General features: G+C 68.6%; 12 protein-coding genes. 6 read left to right on the forward strand and 6 right to left on the reverse strand.

Annotated elements, in window-relative coordinates; genetic code table 11:
- Positions 1-52: 52 nt before the first annotated feature.
- The 5 genes from def to NQV17_RS09210 all read right to left on the reverse strand — a co-directional run bounded on the left by def (position 53) and on the right by NQV17_RS09210 (position 8,810).
- Entirely contained in the window at positions 53-586 is a 534-nt protein-coding gene (gene def / locus NQV17_RS09190) for a peptide deformylase (RefSeq protein WP_257771613.1), read from the reverse strand.
- Positions 583-2,658: an NAD-dependent DNA ligase LigA gene (ligA, locus tag NQV17_RS09195; RefSeq protein ID WP_257771615.1), complete on the reverse strand. Its 2,076-nt coding sequence runs from the start codon at positions 2,656-2,658 to the stop codon at positions 583-585. Before ligA ends, def begins: the two co-directional genes overlap by 4 nt.
- 175 nt (positions 2,659-2,833) lie before the next feature.
- Entirely contained in the window at positions 2,834-4,129 is a 1,296-nt protein-coding gene (locus NQV17_RS09200; RefSeq protein WP_257771617.1) for a cell division protein ZipA C-terminal FtsZ-binding domain-containing protein, read from the reverse strand.
- 85 nt (positions 4,130-4,214) lie between these two features.
- Complete coding sequence (smc, locus tag NQV17_RS09205; RefSeq protein WP_044847936.1) at positions 4,215-7,727, reverse strand: chromosome segregation protein SMC; 3,513 nt, start codon at positions 7,725-7,727, stop codon at positions 4,215-4,217.
- 141 nt (positions 7,728-7,868) lie between these two features.
- Entirely contained in the window at positions 7,869-8,810 is a 942-nt protein-coding gene (locus NQV17_RS09210) for a DMT family transporter (protein ID WP_044847937.1), read from the reverse strand.
- A 167-nt stretch (positions 8,811-8,977) separates the two neighbouring features.
- Here NQV17_RS09210 and dapC point away from each other — a divergent pair, with 167 nt between their 5' ends.
- The 6 genes from dapC to cls all read left to right on the forward strand — a co-directional run bounded on the left by dapC (position 8,978) and on the right by cls (position 15,151).
- Positions 8,978-10,210 (forward strand): succinyldiaminopimelate transaminase, encoded by a 1,233-nt coding sequence (gene dapC, locus NQV17_RS09215; protein ID WP_257771621.1) that lies wholly within the window; start codon positions 8,978-8,980, stop codon positions 10,208-10,210.
- A 45-nt stretch (positions 10,211-10,255) separates the two neighbouring features.
- Positions 10,256-11,083, forward strand: coding sequence for a 2,3,4,5-tetrahydropyridine-2,6-dicarboxylate N-succinyltransferase (gene dapD / locus NQV17_RS09220; RefSeq protein ID WP_006478479.1), 828 nt, complete (start codon positions 10,256-10,258; stop codon positions 11,081-11,083).
- Complete coding sequence (locus NQV17_RS09225) at positions 11,083-11,451, forward strand: ArsC family reductase (protein WP_121859337.1); 369 nt, start codon at positions 11,083-11,085, stop codon at positions 11,449-11,451. The genes dapD and NQV17_RS09225 overlap by 1 nt, the downstream gene beginning before the upstream one ends.
- Positions 11,452-11,538: 87 nt before the next feature.
- Positions 11,539-12,678, forward strand: coding sequence for a succinyl-diaminopimelate desuccinylase (gene dapE, locus NQV17_RS09230; protein WP_044847940.1), 1,140 nt, complete (start codon positions 11,539-11,541; stop codon positions 12,676-12,678).
- An 11-nt stretch (positions 12,679-12,689) separates the two neighbouring features.
- Positions 12,690-13,598, forward strand: coding sequence for a 50S ribosomal protein L3 N(5)-glutamine methyltransferase (gene prmB, locus NQV17_RS09235; RefSeq protein ID WP_124519992.1), 909 nt, complete (start codon positions 12,690-12,692; stop codon positions 13,596-13,598).
- Positions 13,599-13,711: 113 nt separating this feature from the next.
- On the forward strand, positions 13,712-15,151 hold the full coding sequence (gene cls, locus NQV17_RS09240) for a cardiolipin synthase (RefSeq protein ID WP_257771628.1): 1,440 nt from the start codon (positions 13,712-13,714) through the stop codon (positions 15,149-15,151).
- 106 nt (positions 15,152-15,257) lie between these two features.
- On the opposite strand, the gene NQV17_RS09245 is transcribed toward cls, so the two are convergent.
- Positions 15,258-15,737 (reverse strand): glutathione peroxidase, encoded by a 480-nt coding sequence (locus NQV17_RS09245; RefSeq protein ID WP_257771630.1) that lies wholly within the window; start codon positions 15,735-15,737, stop codon positions 15,258-15,260.
- Positions 15,738-15,746 lie beyond the last annotated feature (9 nt).

The raw sequence follows: 15,746 nt of genomic DNA on the forward strand, positions 1-15,746 counted from the left end.
TCATGTCCGGTACGAGACCACGCGCAACGCGGTGCGCGCAGCCGCATCAAGGTCAGTCGTCGTCGGCCGGATCGAGCCCCGGGAACAGCACCTCGGTGAAGCCGAAGCGCGTGAAGTCGGTGATCCGCATCGGATACAGCTTGCCGATCAGGTGATCGTATTCGTGCTGGACGACCCGCGCATGGAAGCCTTCGGCGACACGGTCGAGCTTCGCGCCGAACTGGTCGAAGCCGCTGTAGCGCACCTTCGCGTAGCGGCTGACGACGCCGCGCATGCCCGGCACCGACAGGCAGCCTTCCCAGCCCTCTTCCATGTCCGGCGGCATGTACTCGAGCTTCGGGTTGATCAGCACGGTCTCGGGCACCGGCGGCGCCTCCGGATAACGGTTGTTGCTGCCGAAGCCGAAGATGATGATCTGCAGCCCGACGCCGATCTGCGGCGCGGCGAGCCCCGCGCCGTTCGCGTGATGCATCGTCTCGAACATGTCCGCGACGATCTCGTGCAGCTCGGGGGTGTCGAACCGCTCGACCGGCTTGGCGACTTCGAGCAGGCGCGGATCGCCCATCTTCAGGATCTCGCGAATCATGGCGTGTTGCCCTCCAGGAGTTGGTGCAGTCCGTCTTCGTCCAGCACGGGGATGCCGAGTTCCTCGGCCTTCGCGAGCTTGCTGCCGGCGTCGGCGCCCGCGACCACGTAATCCGTCTTCTTCGATACCGAGCCCGCGACTTTCGCGCCGGCCGCTTCGAGCATCTCCTTCGCCGCGTCGCGCGTGAGGTTCGGCAGCGTGCCCGTCAGCACGACCGTCTTGCCGGCGAGCACGCCCTGCGGCGCCTTCGGCGCGGGCGGGCCTTCGGGCCACGTGACCTTGCCGGGCGCGCGCAATTGCTCGATCACCGTGCGGTTGTGCTCTTCCGCGAAGAACTGGTGAATCGACTCGGCCACGATCGGCCCGACGTCGTTCACTTCGAGCAGTTCCTCGATCGACGCGTCCATGATCGGCGTCAGCGACCCGAAATGCTTCGCGAGATCCTTCGCGGTCGATTCGCCGACATGGCGGATCCCGAGCCCGTAGATGAAGCGCGCGAGCGTCGTGTGCTTCGCCTTCTCGAGCGAGTCGAGCAGATTCTGCGCGGACTTCTCGGCGAACCGGTCGAGTTCAGCGAGCGTCGCGAAACCGAGATTGAACAGGTCGGCCGGCGTGCGCACGAGATTCAGTTCGACGAGCTGATCGATGATCTTCTCGCCGAGCCCGTCGATGTCGAGCGCGCGGCGCTGCGCGAAGTGCCACAGCGCCTGCTTGCGCTGCGCCGGGCAGAACAGCCCGCCCGTGCAGCGCGCGATCGCCTCGTCCGGCAGGCGCTCGATCTTCGAGCCGCACACCGGGCACTCGGTCGGCATCACGAACTCGGCCGCGTCCGCCGGCCGCCGGTCGAGCAACGCACCGACGACCTCGGGGATCACGTCGCCCGCACGCCGCACGATCACGGTATCGCCGATCCGGATGTCCTTGCGGCGCACTTCGTCCTCGTTGTGCAGCGTCGCGTTGGTCACCGTCGCGCCGCCAACGAACACGGGTTCGAGCCGCGCGACCGGCGTGATCGCGCCCGTGCGGCCGACCTGCACGTCGATCGCGACGAGCTTCGTCAGCGCTTCCTGCGCGGGGAACTTGTGCGCGAGCGCGAAGCGCGGCGCGCGCGACACGAAGCCGAGGCGGTCCTGCTCGTCGCGCCGGTTCACCTTGTAGACGACGCCGTCGATGTCGTACGGCAGCGACTCGCGCTTTTCGCCGACCTTGCGGAAGAAGCCGAGCAGGCCGTCGGCGCCGTGCACGACCGCGCGTTCGCGGTTCACCGGCAGGCCGAGCGTTTCGTACCAGTCGAGCAGCGCGCTGTGCGTGTCCGGCATCGGCATCCCGTCGAGCCTGCCGACCCCGTACGCGAAGAAGGACAGCGGACGCTGCGCGGTGATCTTCGGATCGAGCTGGCGCAGGCTGCCGGCCGCCGCGTTGCGCGGGTTGGCGAATTCGCGCTGCTCGGCCGCGCGCTGGCGTTCGTTCAGGCGTGCGAAATCGCGCTTGAACATCAGCACCTCGCCGCGCACGTCGAGCAGGGCCGGCACATGCTTGCCCTTCAGCTTCAGCGGGATCGAGCGGATCGTGCGCACGTTCTCGGTCACGTCCTCGCCGGTCGTGCCGTCGCCACGCGTCGACGCCTGCACGAACACGCCCTGCTCGTAGCGCAGCGAGATCGCGAGCCCGTCGAACTTCAGCTCGCACGCGTATTCGACCGGGTCCGTCACCGAGCCGGCGAGATCGGTCGTCTTGTCGAGCGCATCGGCGACGCGCTTGTCGAATGCGGCGATGTCCTCGTCGGCGAAGCCGTTGTTCAGCGACAGCATCGGCGCGTCGTGGACGACCGGCGTGAATCCGCCCGCCACTTCGCCGCCGACGCGCTGCGTCGGCGAATCGGGCGTCACGAGTTCGGGATGATCGGTTTCGAGTTGCTGCAGCTCGCCGAACAGCCGATCGTATTCGGCGTCGGGCAGGTCCGGCTGGTCGAGCACGTAATAGGCGTAATTCGCCCGCTCGAGTTGGTCGCGCAGCCACGCGGCACGCGCGTCGGGCTGGCTGGCTGGCGGTTCGGCTTGGGTTCGGGCCATGCTGGCGGCAGATTCGTTCTGAAAAATCGGATGTTCGATTATCTCAGTTTGACGCCGCAAGGGGGGCGCGCGATGCATGCCGCGCAGGCCCGCTGCGGCGCACCCAGGCGGTGTGTGTGCACTGCAGCAGCGACCGACGGGCGACGGCACGTCAGGCCGCCGCCCGTGCAACGCGTTACTGGCTGAAGAGACGGCGCGTGACCGGCGAACCGGCCGGGATGCCCGCTTCCTCGAGCTTCGCGTACAGCTTCATCAGTTGCTGGTCGATCGCGACGAGCGTCGATTCCGGCAGCGGCCGGCGCGAATCGTCGACGACCCGCGCGCCGATCCGCTCGGACAGCGACTTCGCGTAATCGCACATCAGCCGGAACGGCAGGATGTCCTCTTCGGCGACCGGCACGTCGAGCACCAGCGTGATCATGTTGCCGCCCTTGTAGGTCAGGTCGTCGCGCAGGAAGTTCGTGTCGCCGAACTGCAGCATGAACACGGGGTTCTGCTTCGCGTCGAGCTTCACGAACCGCGTGCCGTCGCGCGACAGCAGCAGCCCGTCCTGGGAAGCGACGGCCTGCACGTAGTTCGCCGACCACGGCGCGCCGTCCGACATCACGTTGATCGACAACTGCGCGTCGCACTGCGCGGCAAAGCCGTCGAGCTCGCGCGCCATCGCGACCGTCTCCATCATGTCGGGGAATTCCGGTGCGCCGTCGATCGCGTCGGCGAACTGCTGGACGCCCGTCACGAACTCGGAGAATTCGAGCTCGTTCAGCGCGCCGCTGCGGTTCGCGAGCTGCGCGGCCGCGCGCAGCTCTTCATAGCGCACGCCATTCTGCAGCAGCTCCCACTGGCCGCCTTCCGGCTTGCCTTCGATATGCACGGGCTTGCTGCCCGCGCGGCGCAGCCGCTGCGCGATCGGCAGGATCTTGTCGCCCGGCAGCGGCGCGCCGAGGCGAATCGGCACGATGCAGTCGATCCGGCGGTCGACGATCGCGGGCGGCGCCGACGAAATCGTCGTGGCGGCCGGCAGCACGGGTTCGACCGGTTCCTGCGATGCGGCGGCGGCCGGCGCTTCCTGCGCGGCGGCAACTGCCCCTTCGTCGACGGCCTGCTCGGCCGGCTCGGTCGCCCCCGACGGCGTGTCGACCCCGGTGGCCTCGGCCTGCAGGTCGGCCGGCGTGTCGGCAGGCGCCACGCCGCCGAAGGTCGGCTCGACGCGCGCGGCTTCGACCGGCGCGCTCGCGGCGGCGGCGGCCGGTGCCGGCGCCGCGGGCTCGCGGCGCACGGGCTGGCGCACCGGCTCGATGAACGGCAGCTCTTCGTCGCGCTCGGGGCGATTCATCGCCTCGACCGCCTCTTCCGGCATCGGGCGCGGCATCCTGCGCCGCACCTTCGCGCCCTGCCACGCGTTGTAGACCACGACGCCGCCCACCACGACGGCGCCCGCGCCGATCAAACCGAGTGTCAACTCGTCCATGCACGCTCCATCAGCAATTCTTGTTCGTCGGAACCGCGAACGGGCGCCCATGCGCCGCGCGAACGCGGTCCGGTTTCTTCAAATGTCAATTCTGGGCAAAACCCGCGGCGGTTTCCATGTCCACCGCGACGATCCGCGACACGCCCTGCTCCTGCATCGTCACGCCGATCAGTTGCTGCGCCATCTCCATCGCGATCTTGTTGTGCGAGATGAAGAGGAACTGCGTCTTGTCGGACATCGCGCGCACGAGATTCGCGAAACGCTCGGTGTTCGCGTCGTCGAGCGGCGCGTCGACCTCGTCGAGCAGACAGAACGGTGCCGGGTTCAGCTGGAACATCGCGAACACCAGTGCGGTGGCGGTCAGCGCCTTTTCGCCGCCCGACAGCAGGTGGATGGTCGCGTTCTTCTTGCCCGGCGGCTGCGCCATCACCTGCACGCCCGCATCGAGGATTTCGTCGCCCGTCATGATCAGCTTCGCCTGGCCGCCGCCGAACAGGCGCGGGAACAGGTCGCTGAAGTGGCGGTTGACCTCGTCGAAGGTACCCTGCAGCAGCGTGCGGGTTTCCTGGTCGATCTTGTGGATCGCATCCTCGAGCGTCGTGATCGCGTCGGTCAGGTCGGCCGACTGCGCATCGAGGAACACCTTGCGCTCGCTCGCGGCCTTCAGCTCGTCGAGCGCGGCCATGTTGACCGGACCCAGCGCGTTGATCGCGTTGTTCAGGCGCGTGACCTCGCCCTGCAGGTACGACGGTTTCAGGTCCGGCGTCAGCTTCTCGCGCAGCGCTTCCTCGTCGACCTCGGCCGCCGCGAGCTGCTCGGCGAACTGCTCGACGGACAGGCGCGCGGCCTGCTCCTTCAGCTGCAGTTCGGTGATGCGGTCGCGCAGCGGCTGCAGCGAACGCTCGGCGACGAGACGCTGCTCGTCCGACGCGCGCAGCTTCGCGGTCAGGTCGTCGAGTTCGATCCGTGCCGCCTGCAGCGCCTCTTCCTTCACCGCGCGAATTTCGAGCGCGTCCTGCAGGCCCGTGTGCGCGGTCTGCTCGTTGATCGTTTCGAGTTCGGCGCGCGCGTCTTCCAGCGACGCGGCGACGCGCTCGCTCTGCTCGTGCGCGACCTGGATGCTGCGCTTCAGTTCGTCGATGCGCGTGACCGCGTTGCGCGCGGCGAAACGCGCGTCGTTCGCGCCGCGCTCGAGGTCGCGCGCTTCCTGGCGCGCCTGCGTCAGCGATTCGTCGAGCGCCTCGAACGCGAGCTGGTTGTCCTCGAAGCGCGCCTGCAGTTCCGCGAGTTCGCCGTCGAAGCGCTCGAAGTTCGCTTCCGATTCCGCGCGCAATGCGCGCTGCTCGTCGATCTGCGCGCCGATCTCCTCGAGTTCCTCGCGGATCTGCGTGCTGCGCTGCGTGTAGCGTTCATGCGCCTGGGCGAGCTTCAGCACGTCCATCTGCAATGCATGCACGCGCTGGGTCGCGCGTTCGGCCTGCGCGCGCACGTCGCCGAGCGCCTGCGTGGCCTGCGTGTGTGCGGCTTCCGCGCGCACCGCCGCCGTGCGGGCCTCGTCGGCGAGCAGCGCCTGCGCACGCACCTGGCGCGTCAGGTTTTCGATCTCCTGCTGGCGGGCCAGCATCCCGGCCTGCTCCGAATCGGCCGCGTACAGCTGCACGCCGACACGCGTGACGATGTGGCCGGCCTTCACGACGAACGCGCCGCCGGCCGGCAGTTGCGCGCGCGTCGCGAGCGCCTGCGCGACGTCGTCGGCGACGTACACGTTGCCGAGCCAGTCGTTCAGCACCGCGCGGATGCCCGCATCGTCGATGCGCACGAGCGACAGCACCGGGCGCAGCCCGGCCGCGGCGGCCGGCGGCTCGCCGGCCACGGGCGGCGCGTAGAACGCGAGCTTCGCGGGCGGCGCATCGGTCGCGAACGCCTTCACCCAGTCGAGATTCGACACTTCGAGCGCGGCCAGGCGCTCGCGCAGCACGGCCTCGAGCGCCGCTTCCCAGCCGGCCTCGACGTGCAGCTTCTTCCAGAGACGCGGCAGCGCGCCGAGCTCGTGCTTGTCCAGCCACGGCTGGATCTTGCCTTCGGTCTGCACGTTCTCCTGCAGCTGCTTGAGCGCGGCGAGCCGCGCCTCGAGCTGGTGGATCTGCGCGCTTTCGGCCTGCACGCGCTCCTGGGCCGCGCGGCGCTCGCCGTCGAGGCGCGGTACCGTTTCCTGCGCATCGGCGAGGCGCGCCTGGGCTTCGGCGAGGATTTCTTCCTGCTCGGCGAGCTGCATGCGCAGTTCCTCGAGCTGCGCTTCGTCGGGCGCGTCGAGCCCGCCCGCCTCGGACTTCAGGCGCTCGTGGCGCTGCTGAAGCTGCTGGAGCTGCTGGTCGGCATTGCGCTGGTGCGCGGCCTCGAGCTTCAGCGACTGTTCGGTCTGCGCGATCCGCGCGCGCTCGTCGTTGAGCTGTGCCTGCGCATCGCGCCATTTCGCCTCGAGCGCCGGCAGCGCGTCGTGTTTCGCGGCCGCGTTGTCTTCGGCGAGCGCGGCCTTCTCGTCGGCCATCGCGCGCGCCTCTTCGGCTTCCTCGAGCTCGTCCTGCGCCTTCTCGGCCTGCGCGCGCCATTGCTCGCGCTGCGCGTTCAGCGCGGCGATCTGCGCCTGCACGCGGTTGCGCGATTCGACGATGAACTTGATCTCGGCCTCGAGGCGGCTCACTTCGGCGTTGGCCTCGTAGAGCGCGCCCTGCGCGCCCTGCATCGCGTCGCTCGCCGAGTAATGCGCGACCCGCAGCGTCTCGAGCTGCGATTCGACCTCGCGCAGTTTCGCCGTCTGCGCCTCGAGGTCGATCTGCGCCTGCTCGATCGCGCGCTGCTGCTTCTGCTGCTCGCCCGCGGCCTCGTTCTTGCGCAGCAGCCACAACAGGCGCTGCTTCTCCTCGCCGTCGGCGACGAGTTCCTTGTACTTGGTCGCGACGACGGCCTGCGCCTCGAGCTTCTCGAGGTTCGCGCCGAGCTCGCGGACGATGTCCTCGACGCGCGTCAGGTTCTCGCGCGTGTCGTGCAGGCGGTTCTCGGTCTCGCGGCGGCGTTCCTTGTACTTCGACACGCCCGCGGCTTCCTCGAGGAACACGCGCAGCTCTTCCGGCTTCGCCTCGATGATCCGCGCGATCATGCCCTGCCCGATGATCGCGTACGCGCGGGGCCCGAGGCCCGTGCCGAGGAAGATGTCCTGGATGTCGCGGCGGCGCGCCGGCAGGTTGTTGATGTAGTAGCTCGACGTGCCGTCGCGCGTCAGCACGCGCTTCACGGCGATCTCGCCGTACTGGCCCCACTGCCCGGCCGCGCGGCCGTCGGAGTTGTCGAAGATCAGTTCGACGCTGGCCCGGCTGCCGGGCTTGCGGGCGGTCGAGCCGTTGAAGATCACGTCCTGCATCGACTCGCCGCGCAGCTCGGACGCGCGCGACTCGCCGAGCACCCAGCGCACGGCATCGATGATGTTGGACTTGCCGCACCCGTTCGGGCCCACCACGCCGACAAGCTGGCCCGGAACCTGGAAATGCGTGGGATCGACAAAGGATTTGAAGCCAGCGAGTTTGATCGAGCTCAGACGCACGGCGGTATCGGATGTGAAGAAGAGGTGAAACGGACGGGGCCGCGACGCGCGGGGCCGGACGGCCCGTGTGCGCGATGCGCCCCGGAATTCAAAAGCGGGGCCGCGCGCATCTCAAGCGTTGGGCCCCGCAAACGGCTTCCATCATACCATCGCGCGTGCGCCGTCCCGCCCGTCGCCGGGTTTGCCCGATGCCGGCGCGGCACGATGGACCCGGCTCGACAGCAGCGTCGCCAGCACGATGCACGCGCCGCCCGCCCACTCGCGCGCGCTCGGCAGTTCGCTCGCGAACACCCACGCCGACAGCGCGGTGATCACGATCTCGAACAGCATGATGATCGACGCGCGGTTCGCCGGCACGCGCGCGAGCCCGTATTGCACGAGCAGGTTGTTGGCGGCCATCGTCACGCCGATCGCGGCGATGATCGCTGCCGCGACGCCGAGCTGGCTTCCCGCCGGCGCGGCCGGCAGCCCCTCGAACAGCGACGCGACCGCGCCGAACACCGCCGCGCCGCCGAACAGCGTCGCCGTACGCATCTCGGCGCGCATCTCCGGCAGCTCGCGGCTCGCCTTGATCACGAGCACGTTGCTCATCGCGAAACTCAGGCCGGCCGCGAGCCCCGCCCATTCGGCCGGGTTGGCCGGCAGCGGCACGCCGAGCTGCGGCGACCACAGCATCAGCATCGCGCCGCCGATCGACAGCGCCGCGAGCGCCGCGCCGGCCCAGGTCAGCCGCTCGCGCAGCAGGAAATGCGCGTAGATCGCGGTCCATGCCGGGGTCAGGTAGAACAGCAGCATCACGCGCAGCACTTCGCCGTGGATCGTGCCCCACACGAAACCGAGGTTGGTCACGCCCGCCGTGATCGCGATGCCCGGCAGCACCCAGTGCCAGCGCAGCGTGGCGATCGTGCGGTGCCGCACGACGACCACGAACAGGAACGCGACCACGCTCGTCAGCGCGCTCGCCAGCGTGCCGGTGAGCCCGAGCGACGCGAGAATCCGCAGCGGATACCAGATCAGGCCCCATACCGACGCGCCAATCAGGATGGCCAGCGTCGGCAGGCTGCCGCGTACCGCGTTATTCATTTGATTCGCTACCCTTTATTCGAGCGGCCCGGCCGCCGTTCCGGCGGGCCGCGACCGCATTGCGTCACGTTATAATCGTCCGCTGCGAGCCGCGCGCCGTCGGCGCCCGCCCGCAGCCGTGCGGCACCCGCGCCGCCCCTTTCGCCCTTTCGCTCCAACCGGCCGCGATGGCCGCTTCGCCCGTGAACCCTCGACTCGACTCGCTCCAGCCCTATCCCTTCGAAAAGCTGCGCGCCCTGTTCAAGGACGTGACGCCTTCCGGCGACCTGAAACCGATCAGCTTCGGCATCGGCGAGCCCAAGCACCCGACGCCGGCGCTGATCCGCGACGCCGTGGTGGCCGCGCTCGACGGTCTCGCGTCGTACCCGGCCACGGCCGGCTCGGACGCGCTGCGCACGTCGATCGCACACTGGCTCGAGCGCCGCTACGGGCTGCCGGCAATCGACCCGGCCACGCAGGTGCTGCCGGTGTCGGGGTCGCGCGAGGCGCTGTTCTCGCTCGCGCAGACGGTGATCGACGCGCGCCCGCGCGCGGACGGCAAGAAGGCGATCGTACTCTGTCCGAATCCGTTCTATCAAATTTACGAAGGCGCGGCGCTGCTGGCCGGTGCCGAACCCTATTTCGCGAACAGCGACCCGGCCCGCAACTTCGCGTGCGACTATGCGGCCGTGCCCGATGAAGTCTGGGCGCGCACCCAGCTGCTGTACGTGTGCTCGCCGGGTAACCCGACGGGCGCCGTGCTGACGCTCGACGACTGGCGCGAGCTGTTCGCGCTGTCCGACCGCCACGGTTTCGTGATCGCGTCCGACGAGTGCTATTCGGAGATCTATTTCGACGAAGCGGCGCCGCCGCTCGGCGGCCTCGAGGCCGCGCACCGCCTCGGCCGCGGCTTCGAGCGGCTCGTGATGCTGTCGAGCCTGTCGAAGCGCTCGAACGTGCCGGGCATGCGCTCGGGCTTCGTCGCCGGCGACGCCGCGCTGCTGAAAAAATTCCTGCTGTACCGCACGTACCACGGCGCCGCGCTGTCGCCGGTCTGGCAGCACGCGAGCATCGCCGCGTGGAACGACGAGGCGCATGTGCGCGAGAACCGCGCGCTGTACCTGCAGAAGTTCAGCACGGTCACGCCGATGCTCGCCGACGTGATCGACGTGAAGCTGCCCGACGCCGCGTTCTACCTGTGGGCCAACGTCGCGCGCACCGGCCTGTCGGACACCGAGTTCGCCCGCCGCCTGTACGCCGACTATAATGTGACGGTTCTGCCCGGCTCGTACCTCGCGCGCGATGCGCACGGCACGAATCCGGGCCGCGATTTCATCCGGATCGCGCTCGTCGCGGGCACCCCCGAATGCGTCGAGGGCGCGCAACGCATCGTCGATTTCCGCCGCTCGCTTGCGCGGTAAGACGTCCATCCCGATCAATTCCATTCATCTCCTGCGAAAACGAACATGTCGCAACAACTTCAGCAAATCATCGATACCGCCTGGGAAAACCGCGCCGAGCTGTCGCCGAAGGCCGCGCCCGCCGACGTCCGCGAAGCCGTCGCTCATGCGATCGAGCAGCTCGACAAGGGTGCACTGCGCGTCGCCGAGAAGATCGACGGCAACTGGACCGTGCATCAGTGGCTGAAGAAGGCCGTGCTGCTGTCGTTCCGCCTGGAGGACAACGCACCGATGCCGGCTGGCGGCTACTCGCAGTTCTACGACAAGGTGCCGTCGAAGTTCGCGAACTACACGGCCGAAGACTTCGCCGCGGGCGGCTTCCGCGTCGTGCCGCCGGCCATCGCGCGCCGCGGCTCGTTCATCGCGAAGAACGTCGTGCTGATGCCGTCGTACACCAACATCGGCGCATACGTCGACGAAGGCACGATGGTCGATACGTGGGCGACGGTCGGTTCGTGCGCGCAGATCGGCAAGAACGTGCACCTGTCGGGCGGCGTCGGCATCGGCGGCGTGCTCGAGCCGCTGCAGGCCAACCCGGTCATCATCGAAGACAACTGCTTCATCGGCGCGCGCTCGGAAGTCGTCGAAGGCGTGATCGTCGAGGAGAACTCGGTGATCTCGATGGGCGTGTACCTCGGCCAGAGCACCAAGATCTACGATCGCGAGACGGGCGAAGTCAGCTACGGCCGCATCCCGGCCGGCTCGGTCGTCGTCGCCGGCAACCTGCCGTCGAAGGACGGCTCGCACAGCCTGTACTGCGCGGTGATCGTGAAGAAGGTCGACGCGAAGACCCGCGCGAAGGTCGGCCTGAACGAGCTGCTGCGAGGCGACTGATGGCGAAGCCGCACACCGTGGTCGTCTACGGCATTCCGAATTGCGACACCGTGAAGAAGGCCCGCGTGTGGCTCGACGATCACGGCGTCGAGTTCGAGTTCCACGACTTCAAGAAGCTCGGCGTCAGCGCACCGCTGGTCGAAGACTGGCTGAAGGACGTATCGCTCGACGCGCTCGTGAACAAGCGCGGCACGACGTGGCGCGGCCTGGACGACGCCATGAAGGCGGCCGCGGAAACGAAGTCCGGCGCGGTTGCGCTGATGATCCACAAGCCGTCGGTCATCAAGCGCCCCGTGCTCGTCGTCAACGGCCGCGTGAAATCGCTCGGCTTCGTGGCCGATCAGTACGCGGCGCTGTTTGCCGCCTAGGCGGCCCGCGCGGCGCCCGCGCTGCACACGACGCCTCATCGCTGCCGGCCACCGCGCCGGCATTTTTTATCGAAAGTGGTCCGAACCATGTCCGCCACCCTAGCCCTTACCGAACAGCTGATCGCCCGCGCGTCCGTCACGCCCGACGACCAGCATTGCCAGCAGATCATGACCGAGCGCCTCGCCGCGCTCGGCTTCGAATGCGAGACCATCGCGTCGCACGGCGTGACCAACCTGTGGGCCGTCAAGCGCGGCGCCGACGGCCGCGACGGCAAGCTGCTCGCGTTCGCGGGCCACACCGACGTCGTGCCGACCGGCCCGCTCGAGCAGTGGACCTCGCCGCCGTTCATTCCCGCGCATCGCGACGGCAAGCTGTACGGCCGCGGCGCGGCCGACATGAAGACGTCGCTCGCGGCGTTCGTCGTCGCCTCCGAGGAATTCGTCGCGGCCCACCCCGGCCACCGCGGCGCGATCGCGTTCCTGATCACGAGCGACGAGGAAGGCCCGGCCACCGACGGCACCGTGAAAGTCGTCGAGCTGCTCGAAGCGCGCGGCGAACGTCTCGACTACTGCATCGTCGGCGAGCCGACGTCGACCGCCGAACTCGGCGACGTCGTGAAGAACGGCCGCCGCGGCTCGATGTCGGGCGAATTGATCGTCAAGGGCGTGCAGGGCCACATCGCCTACCCGCACCTCGCGAAGAACCCGATCCACCTGCTCGCGCCGGCGCTCGCCGAGCTCGCCGCCGAACAGTGGGACGAAGGCAACGAATACTTCCCGCCGACCACCTGGCAGGTGTCAAACCTGCATGCCGGCACCGGTGCGACCAACGTGATCCCCGGCCACGCGGACCTGATGTTCAACTTCCGCTTTTCGACGGCGAGCACCGTCGAGGGCCTGCAGGCGCGCGTGCATGCGATCCTCGACAAGCACGGCCTCGAATACACGCTGAAGTGGTCGGTGAGCGGCCTGCCGTTCCTCACGCCGCGCGGCGACCTGTCGAACGCGCTGGAGAACGCGATTCGCGCCGAGACCGGCCTCACGACCGAGCTGTCGACGACGGGCGGCACGTCCGACGGGCGCTTCATCGCGCGCATCTGCCCGCAGGTGATCGAGTTCGGTCCGCCGAACGGCAGCATCCACAAGATCGACGAGCACATCGACGTGCGCTTCGTCGACCCGCTGAAGAACGTGTACCGCCGCGTGCTCGAACAACTGATCGCCTGATGGAGCCTCGCATGACGACACCTTTTGCAACTGTTCGCGACCTGCTGCGCTATGCGGTCACGCGCTTCTCGAAGGCGAAGCTCGCGTTCGGCCACGGCTCGGACAACGCGTACGACGAAGCCGCCTACCTCGTACTTCACACGCTCGACCTGCCGCTCGACACGCTCGAGCCGTTCCTCGATGCCCGCCTGCTGCCCGACGAAATCGCGGCCGTGCTCGCGGTAATCGAGCGACGCGCGACCGACCGCGTGCCGGCCGCGTATCTCACGCATGAAGCGTGGATGCACGGCCACCGCTTCTACGTCGACGAGCGCGTGATCGTGCCGCGCTCGTTCATCGGCGAACTGCTCGACGACGGGCTGCAGCCGTATGTCGCCGATCCCGAGCAGGTCGGCGCGGTGCTCGAGCTGTGCACCGGCTCCGGCTGCTTGGCGATCCTCGCGGCCAGCGCGTTCCCGAATGCCGAGATCGACGCGGTCGACCTGTCCGAGAAAGCACTCGAAGTCGCCGAGATCAACGTGCGCGACTACGGCCTCGACGATCGCATCACGCTGCATCGCGGCGACCTCTACACGCCGCTGCCCGCGTTCCGCGCCGAGCCCGACACGCGCTACGACGTGATCCTGACGAACCCGCCGTACGTGAACGCGACGTCGATGGCGGCCCTCCCGCCCGAGTACCGGCACGAGCCGGAAATGGCGCTCGCGGGCGGCGACGACGGGATGGACATCGTGCGGCGCATCATCGGGCAAGCGCACAACTGGCTGCACGACGACGGCGTGCTCGTCGTCGAGATCGGCAACGAGCGCGAGCACGTCGAAGCCGCGTTCGGCGGCCTCGAGCTCACGTGGCTGCCCACCAGCGCGGGCGACGACGCCGTGTTCCTGATCCAGGCGTCGGACCTGCCGCGCAAGGCCTGACGGCGCGCCGCGACCGAACCGTGCGGTACGGCACACCGCTGTCCCGCACGGTTGGGTAAGATGCGCGTAAGCGGCCGTCGCGCCGCACGACTTCAGGAGTCCGTCACGCGCCCATGACCCTCGACTGGCTACATCTCGGCACCCTGGTCCTGGCCATCCATGTGCTCGGGATCATCGCGGCGTGTCATGCGCTCATGAATACCCGCACGTCGCAAGGCGCGATCGCATGGGCCGTGTCGCTCGCGGCGATGCCGTACCTGACGCTCATCCCGTACCTGTTCCTCGGCCGCAGCAAGTTCTCCGGCTATGTCGACGCGCGGCGCCACGAGATGGAAGCGCTGCGCACGCACGCACCGCGCGCGCCATGGCTCGCTGCGGACGCAACCGACGGGCAGGCCGCCGACGCGATCGGCCGGGCCGCCGTGCTCGCGCTCACGCGGCTGGGCGGAATGCCGTTCGTCGGCGGCAATGCGGTGCGCACGCTCGTGAACGGCGACGCGACCTTCTCGGCGATCCTGTCGGCGATCGACACCGCGCGCGACTACGTGATCGTCCAGTTCTTCATCGTGCGCGACGACGCGCTCGGCCAGATGCTGCGCGACGCGCTGCTCGCCCGCACGGCGGCCGGCGTGCGCTGCTACCTGCTGTACGACAGCATCGGCAGCTTCGACCTGCCGCGCGGCTACGTCGACACGCTGCGCCGCGGCGGCGTCGAGGTTCATCCGTTCGCGACCCACCGCAAGTTCGTCAACCGCTTCCAGCTCAACTTCCGCAACCATCGCAAGATCGTCGTCGTCGACGGCAATCGCGCGTTCGTCGGCGGCCTCAACATCGGCGTCGAATATCTCGGTGCGAACCGGCGCCTGTCGCCGTGGCGCGACACCCATATCGAGATTCGCGGCCCGGTCGTGGCCAGCATCCAGTACGTGTTCGCCGAAGACTGGCACTGGGCCACGCAGACGCTGCCGCCGCTCGCCGCGCCGCCGGAGGCGCTGCCCGACGACGCGATGCATTGCCTCGCGGTGCCGATGGGGCCGGCCGACAAGCAGGAAACCGGCTCGCTGTTCTTCGTCGAGGCGATCAACGCCGCGCGCGAACGGGTCTGGATCACGACGCCGTATCTCGTGCCCGACGAAGCGGTGATCGCCGCGCTGAAGCTCGCGGTGATGCGCGGCGTCGACGTGCGCATCCTGATTCCGAGCCGGCGCGATCACTACGTGGTGTTCGAGGCGTCGAAGCTCTATGCGCGCGATCTGGTCGACGCGGGCGTCAAGGTGTTTCGCTACCGGCCCGGCTTCCTGCATCAGAAAGTGCTGCTGATCGACCGCGTCGCGGCCGCCGTCGGCAGCGCGAATCTCGACAACCGCTCGTTCCGGCTGAACTTCGAAATCATGGTGCTGACCGTCGACCGCGCGTTCGCCGCCGAAGTCGAAGCGATGCTCGACGCCGATTTCGCGCTGGCCTACGAAGTCGATGCGAGCGAGTATCGGCACTCGCCCGCGTGGCGGCGTATCGCCATGCATGTCGCGCGCCTGTTCGCGCCGATCCTGTAGCGGTTGCGCGAGCGCCGGCCCCGCGCCGCCGCCCGGCGGCGCATGCTTTCGCACGGCGCGACCCAGGCAGGCTCGATCCGAACCGCCCGCTCGCCGCGCCGGACCGTCAAAGCAGCTTGTCGATATCCGCGGCGATTTCCTCGGGCTTCGTCGACGGCGCGTAGCGCTTGACGATGCGCCCGTCGCGGTCGATCAGGAATTTCGTGAAATTCCACTTGATCGCCTTGAGGCCGAGGATGCCGGGCGCCTCGTCGGTCAGGTAGCGGTACAGCGGATGCGCGTGCTCGCCCTTCACGTCGATCTTCGCGAACATCGGGAACGTGACGCCGTAGTTGCGCTCGCAGAACGCGCCGATCTGCGTGGCGTCGCCCGGCTCCTGCTTGCCGAACTGGTTGCACGGGAAGCCGAGCACGAAGAAACCGCGGGCCGCGTACTGCTCATACAGCTTCTGCAGGCCCGCGTACTGCGGCGTGAAACCGCACTCGCTCGCGGTATTGACGATCAGCAGCACCTTGCCGCGATACGCGTCGAGCGACGCAGGCGCACCGGCGAGCGTCTCTGCGCTGAACGAATACAGGGTGGACATCGGGCACTC

The organism is Burkholderia sp. SCN-KJ, from assembly GCF_024656005.1.
Lineage (GTDB): Bacteria > Pseudomonadota > Gammaproteobacteria > Burkholderiales > Burkholderiaceae > Burkholderia.

What these genes read in the sequence shown, in the direction of transcription:
- def (WP_257771613.1), bottom strand. Translation starts at nt 586, where the DNA reads ATGATTCGCGAGATCCTGAAGATGGGCGATCCGCGCCTGCTCGAAGTC.
- ligA (WP_257771615.1), bottom strand. Translation starts at nt 2,658, where the DNA reads ATGGCCCGAACCCAAGCCGAACCGCCAGCCAGCCAGCCCGACGCGCGT.
- NQV17_RS09200 (WP_257771617.1), bottom strand. Translation starts at nt 4,129, where the DNA reads ATGGACGAGTTGACACTCGGTTTGATCGGCGCGGGCGCCGTCGTGGTG.
- NQV17_RS09210 (WP_044847937.1), bottom strand. Translation starts at nt 8,810, where the DNA reads ATGAATAACGCGGTACGCGGCAGCCTGCCGACGCTGGCCATCCTGATT.
- dapC (WP_257771621.1), top strand. Translation starts at nt 8,978, where the DNA reads ATGGCCGCTTCGCCCGTGAACCCTCGACTCGACTCGCTCCAGCCCTAT.
- dapD (WP_006478479.1), top strand. Translation starts at nt 10,256, where the DNA reads ATGTCGCAACAACTTCAGCAAATCATCGATACCGCCTGGGAAAACCGC.
- NQV17_RS09225 (WP_121859337.1), top strand. Translation starts at nt 11,083, where the DNA reads ATGGCGAAGCCGCACACCGTGGTCGTCTACGGCATTCCGAATTGCGAC.
- dapE (WP_044847940.1), top strand. Translation starts at nt 11,539, where the DNA reads ATGTCCGCCACCCTAGCCCTTACCGAACAGCTGATCGCCCGCGCGTCC.
- prmB (WP_124519992.1), top strand. Translation starts at nt 12,690, where the DNA reads ATGACGACACCTTTTGCAACTGTTCGCGACCTGCTGCGCTATGCGGTC.
- cls (WP_257771628.1), top strand. Translation starts at nt 13,712, where the DNA reads ATGACCCTCGACTGGCTACATCTCGGCACCCTGGTCCTGGCCATCCAT.
- NQV17_RS09245 (WP_257771630.1), bottom strand. Translation starts at nt 15,737, where the DNA reads ATGTCCACCCTGTATTCGTTCAGCGCAGAGACGCTCGCCGGTGCGCCT.